At 38.0% G+C, this 503-nt stretch carries 1 protein-coding gene; it reads left to right on the top strand.

The features are described from left to right. A partial coding sequence (locus A4A58_RS29835; protein WP_139069932.1) for a GNAT family N-acetyltransferase occupies positions 1–221 on the top strand: 221 nt, incomplete at its 5' end. Positions 222–503 lie beyond the last annotated feature (282 nt).

Consider the following 503-nt stretch of genomic DNA (forward strand, 5'->3'; position numbering starts at 1 on the left):
TATCAGATGGAGTCATAACAGGCATTATTTGTGGAGTTGGTGTATTGCCAAAATATCAGTCTAGTGGCATCGGAAAAGAAATAGTGAAACGATTAATCCAGCACTGTGAACAAAACAAGGTTATTCCACAACTTATGTGTGTAGAAAAGTTGCAATCTTACTATGAATCTCTAGGGTTTGAAGCATTCTCTATTGGGATGACAAAACATATTATAAGATAGAGGTGCTTTATCCCGCTATTTGCCGGGCAGTAAGACCACCACCTCAAAATTCGGCGGAAGCAAAGAAGTTAGGTGAGGGAGGAACGAAACCCCACTGATTAAAGTTTCACTTTATTATTTCATCATTTGCTTTATCAATTCTCGATTTCGTTTTTTAAATACTTCATTATGCGAAGAAACCATTCCGTACTCACTTGCATCTGGCTGAATAAATTGTTTCGCTTTATTCACAGCATTTCCAGCATCTTGGAATGCTCCCGCAATTAAATGCAATTTCCCATC

The sequence above is a fragment of the Tardiphaga robiniae genome (genome assembly GCF_001618955.1).
GTDB lineage: Bacteria > Pseudomonadota > Alphaproteobacteria > Rhizobiales > Xanthobacteraceae > Tardiphaga > Tardiphaga robiniae_A.